This is a genomic window from Demequina sp. (genome assembly GCF_016278765.1).
GTDB lineage: Bacteria > Actinomycetota > Actinomycetes > Actinomycetales > Demequinaceae > Demequina.
Window position 1 is genome coordinate 1 of record NZ_JADQBE010000074.1, and the last position, 5,926, is coordinate 5,926.

The 5,926-nt window shown below is 66.9% G+C and carries 4 protein-coding genes; all 4 read right to left on the reverse strand.

Going from position 1 to position 5,926, the window contains the following annotated elements:
• The coding region (gene gyrA / locus QZZ29_RS11105) for a DNA gyrase subunit A (RefSeq protein ID WP_291383289.1) at positions 1-1,831 on the reverse strand (1,831 nt) is incomplete at its 3' end.
• Positions 1,821-3,815, reverse strand: coding sequence for a DNA topoisomerase (ATP-hydrolyzing) subunit B (gyrB, locus tag QZZ29_RS11110; RefSeq protein ID WP_291383291.1), 1,995 nt, complete (start codon positions 3,813-3,815; stop codon positions 1,821-1,823). The genes gyrA and gyrB, both read right to left, overlap by 11 nt.
• A gap of 227 nt (positions 3,816-4,042) precedes the next feature.
• Complete coding sequence (locus tag QZZ29_RS11115) at positions 4,043-4,657, reverse strand: DciA family protein (protein ID WP_291383293.1); 615 nt, start codon at positions 4,655-4,657, stop codon at positions 4,043-4,045.
• On the reverse strand, positions 4,647-5,849 hold the full coding sequence (recF, locus tag QZZ29_RS11120) for a DNA replication/repair protein RecF (RefSeq protein WP_291383295.1): 1,203 nt from the start codon (positions 5,847-5,849) through the stop codon (positions 4,647-4,649). Before recF ends, QZZ29_RS11115 begins: the two co-directional genes overlap by 11 nt.
• Positions 5,850-5,926: the final 77 nt, after the last annotated feature.

Consider the following 5,926-nt stretch of genomic DNA (forward strand, 5'->3'; position numbering starts at 1 on the left):
GTTCGCCCGGCTGGAACGCGAGCATGTTGGCCACGTGCTGACCCTTGGAGTCACGGCCGCCCTCGGGCAGCTCGTAGGCCTTGGCGCGATACACGCGGCCCAGGTTGGTGAAGAACAGCAACCAATGGTGGGTCGTCGTCACAAAGAAGTGGTCCACAAGGTCGTCGGTGCGCAGGGTCGCCCCGCGCACACCCTTGCCGCCGCGGCGCTGAGCCCGGTACTGGTCGGACCTGGTGCGCTTCGCGTAGCCGCCGCGCGTGATCGTGACCACGACCTCCTCTTCGGCGATGAGGTCCTCCATCGAAACCTCGCCGTCGAACGGCGAGATCTCCGTGCGGCGAGCGTCGCCGTACTTGCGGACAATCTCGCCCAACTCGTCCGAGATGATGGTGCGCTGGCGTGGCTCGGACGCGAGGATCTCGCGCAGGTCGGTGATCTCGGTCATGAGCGCGTTGAAGTCGTCGGTGATCTTCTGGCGCTCGAGCGCGGCCAGACGACGCAGCTGCAGGTTGAGGATGGCGGTCGCCTGAACCTCGTCCACGTCAAGCAGGTCCATGAGCCCGGTCCGCGCCGCGTCCACGTCGGGCGAACGGCGGATCAGGGCGATGACCTCGTCGAGCGCGTCGAGCGCCTTGAGGTAGCCCTGCAAGATGTGGGCCTCGCGCTCCGCCTCCCGCAGGCGGTACGCGGTACGACGCTGGATGACCTCGACCTGGTGCGTCACCCAGTGGCGCACAAAGCCGTCCAAAGCGAGGGTGCGCGGCACGCCGTCGACGATCGCGAGCATGTTGCAGCCGAAGGTGTCCTGCAGCTGCGTGTGCTTGTAGAGGTTGTTGAGCACCACCTTGGCCACGGCGTCGCGCTTGAGCACGATCTCGAGGCGCTGACCGGTGCGGCCCGACGACTGATCACGGATGTCGGCGATGCCGGCGACCTTGCCGTCCTTGACCAGGTCGGCGATCTTGATGGCGAGGTTGTCCGGGTTGACCTGATACGGCAACTCGGTGATGACCAGGCACATGCGCCCCTGGACTTCCTCGATGTTGACCACGGCGCGCATCGTGACGGAGCCGCGACCGGTGCGGTACGCCTCCTCGATGCCGCGGCGGCCCAAGATGGTGGCGCCCGTCGGGAAATCCGGGCCCGGGATGCGCTCCATGAGCGCGTCAAGGAGCTCCTCGCGCGTCGCGTCCGGGTGGTCGAGATGCCACTGCACTCCGGCCGCCACCTCGCGCAGGTTGTGGGGCGGAATGTTGGTCGCCATGCCCACCGCGATACCCGCGCTGCCGTTGACCAGCAGGTTGGGGAAGCGGGCGGGCAGGATGATCGGCTCCTGCTCGCGGCCGTCGTAGTTGTCCTCGAAATCGACGGTGTCCTTGTCAATGTCGCGGACCATCTCCATGGCCAGCGGCGCCATCTTGCACTCGGTGTATCGCGAGGCCGCGGCGCCGTCGTTGCCGGGCGAACCGAAGTTTCCCTGACCCTGGATCAGCGGGTAGCGCAGCGACCACGGCTGCACCAGGCGGACCATGGTGTCGTAGATCGCCGAGTCGCCATGCGGGTGGTACTTGCCCATCACGTCGCCGACGACGCGGCTGCACTTCGAGAAGGCGCGGTCGGGGCGGTAGCCGCCGTCGAACATCGCGTACAGCACGCGCCGGTGCACCGGCTTGAGGCCGTCGCGCACGTCGGGAAGCGCACGGCCGACGATGACCGACATCGCGTAGTCCATGTAGGACCGCTGCATCTCGGTGTTGAGGTCGACCGCCTCGATGCGGCCGTGGTTGATGAGTTCTGGGCCGTCAGATGGCGGCGTCGAATTAGATGTCAAGGAAACGCACATCCTTCGCGTTGCGCTGAATGAAGTTGCGGCGAGACTCGACGTCTTCGCCCATCAGGACCGAGAACACCTCGTCGGCCATGGCGGCATCGTCCATCGACACCTTGAGGAGGGTTCGGCTGGACGGGTCCATGGTGGTGACCCGCAGCTCCTCGTGGTCCATCTCACCCAGACCCTTGTAGCGCTGGATCCCGTTCTCTTTGGGGATCTTCTTGCCCGCCTTCATGCCCTCGGCGAGCATGATGTCGCGCTCCTTGTCGGTGTACACGTACTCGTGCGGCGAGTTGGACCACTTGATCTTGAACAGCGGCGGCTGCGCCAAGTAGACGTAGCCAGCGTCGATCAGCGGCCGCATGTACCGGAACAGCAGCGTGAGCAGCAAGGTGCGAATGTGCTGGCCGTCTACGTCGGCATCGGCCATCAGCACGATCTTGTGATAGCGCGCCTTGTCGATGTTGAAGTCCTCGCCCATGCCCGCGCCGAACGCGGTGATGAGGCCCTGGACTTCGTGGTTGGCGAGCGCCCGGTCCAGACGCACCCGTTCCACGTTGAGGATCTTGCCGCGGATCGGCATGATCGCCTGGTTGTACGGCTCGCGGCCCTGCTTCGCGGAGCCGCCGGCGGAGTCTCCCTCGACGATGAAGATCTCGCATTCATCGGGGTTGCGGCTCTGGCAGTCGGACAGCTTTCCGGGCATGCCGCCCGACTCGAGGAGTCCCTTGCGGCGCGTAGCCTCGCGGGCCTTGCGCGCGGCCATCCTGGCTTGCGACGCCTGGATCGCCTTGCGGATCACGTCGCGGCCCTCGTTCGGGTGCGAGTCGAACCAGTCGGTCAGGCGCTCGTTGACCACCTTCTGCACAAAGGTCTTGGCGATCGTGTTGCCCAGCTTGGTCTTGGTCTGGCCCTCAAATTGGGGCTCGCCCAGCTTGACGGAGACGACGGCGGTGAGGCCCTCACGGACGTCGTCGCCCGTGAGGTTCTCGTCCTTGTCCTTGAGGATGCCCTTGTCGCGCGCGTAGCGATTGACCAGCGAGGTCATGGCGGCACGGAAGCCTTCCTCGTGCGCGCCGCCTTCAGTGGTGGCGATCGTGTTGGCGTACGTGAACACCGACTCCGAGTATCCGTTGGTCCACTGCAGCGCAAGCTCGACGGAGATCTTGTTCTCCACGTCCTCGGTCTCGATGCTGATGACCTCGGGGTGCACCAGCTCGGCCTTCTTCATGGCGTTGAGGTGCGTGACGTAGTCGACGAGGCCGCCCTCGTACATATAGGTGACGCTGCGCGAGGTGGGTGCCTCCTCGTCGTCGTCCCCCGAGATGTGGTCGGGGCGTTCGTCGATGAGCGTGATGCTCAGGCCCTTGTTGAGGAACGCCATCTGCTGGAAGCGGGCGCGCAGCGTCTCGAAGTCATAGTCGGTGGTCTCGAAGATCGTCGGGTCCGCCCAGAACGTCTGCATCGTTCCGGTCTCGGACGTCGCCTCGCCCTTGACAATGTCGCCCTGCGGCTTGCCGCCGTCGGCGAACGTCTGGCGCCACACGTGGCCCTGCCGCTTGACCTCGGTCTCCACCTTGCGCGACAGCGCGTTCACCACGGAGATGCCGACGCCGTGCAGGCCGCCCGACACCGCGTAGCCGCTGCCGCCGAACTTTCCTCCCGCGTGGAGGATCGTCATGACCACCTCAAGCGTGGGCTTGCCCTCAACGGGGTGCATGTCGACCGGAATGCCGCGCCCGTTGTCCGTGGTGCGCACGCCGCCGTCTTCGAGCAAAGTGACGGTGATGGTGTCGCAATGCCCGGCGAGGGCCTCGTCCACGGAGTTGTCCACGACCTCGTAGACCAAGTGGTGAAGACCCCGCTCCCCCGTGGAGCCGATATACATGCCGGGGCGCTTGCGCACGGCCTCGAGACCCTCGAGAACCGTGATGTCGCTAGCGCCGTATGCGGGCTCGCTCGCCCTTACGTCGGTGTTGGCCACAGATTGCCTTTCCAAGCCCCTCACGTGCCCCGATTCGGGTCGCGTCCTACCTCGGTCCATTCTACGCGCTCTGAGCGGCTTCCCTGGGCGATTCAGGGGGAATCTGGGGAATGTGGTCACGCGCGCATTTCTGAGGAGACTCCCGGGAGGGGTCGTGCGCGGCTCTGGAAGGGGTCGAGGCGGGACCTTTGGGGGTGCACACGGCGACACACCTCGAATCCAGCCCCCTACCCGTATGTGTCGCGGGGTCCGCGGCCCTTGACGCGCCGTGGGCCCTTCACCCAGTGCCGATCGCTGGGACCGATGAATCTGAGCTCCTTGACCACCTCGCGGCCAAACTCCTCATTGAGTCGATGGCGCACCTGACCCGACATCAGTTGCATCTGGGTGGCCCACGCGCTCGACGAAGCGCGGAGCAGCAGCACGCCGCCTTCGAAGCTCACGGGCTCGCAGTGGTCCGCGATCTGGTCGCCAATGACCTCGCGCCAGCGGGCGGTGACCGCCGCCACCTCGATGTTCTCCGTCCATCCCATGCGGCGCAGCAGTGCGGTGACGTTGTCGCTCATCGCGCGCGGGTCGCGGCCCGCGCCAAATGGCATCGGCGATCCGCCTCCCGCCGTGTCCTTGTTCGCCGCCTTGCGCCGACGCGCTGTCTCGGGAGAGATCCGGGCGGCTCCCCGCTCCCGTGCCGACGCTCGCGCCCGTTCCATCGCCTCGCGGGCCTGGGTAGCGGCGTCCTTGCGGGGCGGTGACGCACCCGAACCGTGTGCTGGCGAACCCAGTGGGGCGTTCACGTCCGGCCCCGGTGCTTCAGGCCCGGGTTCCTCGCGCTCATCGGTCATGCGTCTTGCCCTCGCCTTCGCCGTCACTGACGATCCCCGGCGTGACGTACAGGAGTCGGTGGCCGTCGGGGTGTTCCCGCAGTTGCTCAGGAACATCCTCCGCGACCGCGGCCGTAATCAGCACCTGGCCCGCGGTGGCGACGCGGCCCGCGAGCGCCGCGCGTCGGCCGGTATCCAATTCCGCGAACACGTCATCGAGGATCAGGACCGGTTCTCCGTCATCGCCATCGTCCGCCAGTAGGGCAAACGACCCCAGTCTCAGCGCAAGAGCGCACGACCAACTCTCGCCGTGACTCGCGTATCCCTTGGCGGGCAGGTCGCCGATGCGGATGTCGAGGTCGTCGCGATGCGGGCCCACCAGACACACCCCGCGGTCGATTTCCTGCGCGCGGCGTTCGACCATCATGGCGAGCAGCGCCGCGCCGAGATCGGCGACGGGCGTGGCGGCGGTGGGTGGCTCCGGTGACGGCGGGTCGGTGCCGTCGGCGTGGTCGCGCGCCACCCTCGCCGACGTCGAGTAGCCCAGCGAGCAGGTGCCCTCGCCTGGCGCAACGTCCTCGTACGCCCGCGTCACGTGGGACGCCAGGGCCTCGACGGCCGCAAGGCGGGCGTGCATGATGCGTGCGCCCAGGTCCGCCAACTTCTCGTCCCAGACGTCGAGAGTCCTGGCATCGAAGCGCGGCTTGCCGCGCGCCGACTTCAGCAGCGACGAGCGTTGGCGAAGTACCCGGTCATAGTCGGCCAGGTCCCCGGCAAGCGCGGGCTGCAGGGCAACGCACAACTCATCCATGAACACGCGCCTGGTGCCCGGGTCTCCCTTGACGAGAGCCAGATCCTCCGGCGCGAAGACCACGGTCCGGAGAATCCCGACAAGGTCGCGCGGCTTCGCGTTGCCCCGATTGAGCCGGGCCTGATTGGCCTTGCCCGGGATCATGGTGACCTCGAGCGTGAGCGTGCGTTCTCCCCGTTGGACCCGGCCGGAGACGATGGCGCGGCGAGCGCCTGCCCGCAGCATCGGCGCATCGGTGGCGACCCGATGCGAGGACAGCGTGGACAGGTAGCGCACCGCCTCGACCACGTTCGTCTTGCCGTGGCCGTTGCGTCCCACAAGGGTGGTGACGCCGGGACCCAACTCGATCCGGACGTCCTCGTAGGAGCGGAAGTCGGTGAGGATCAGGTGCGTGATGCGCATCGACCGCTAGCCGGCGATACGAATGGGCACCAAGAGGTAGCGGAACTCCGAGGCGATGGTGCCGCCGGGCTTGTCGA

Excerpts from the sequence above, each read along its gene's own strand:
- QZZ29_RS11115 (WP_291383293.1), bottom strand. The coding sequence starts at position 4,657 with ATGACCGATGAGCGCGAGGAACCCGGGCCTGAAGCACCGGGGCCGGAC.
- recF (WP_291383295.1), bottom strand. The coding sequence starts at position 5,849 with ATGCGCATCACGCACCTGATCCTCACCGACTTCCGCTCCTACGAGGAC.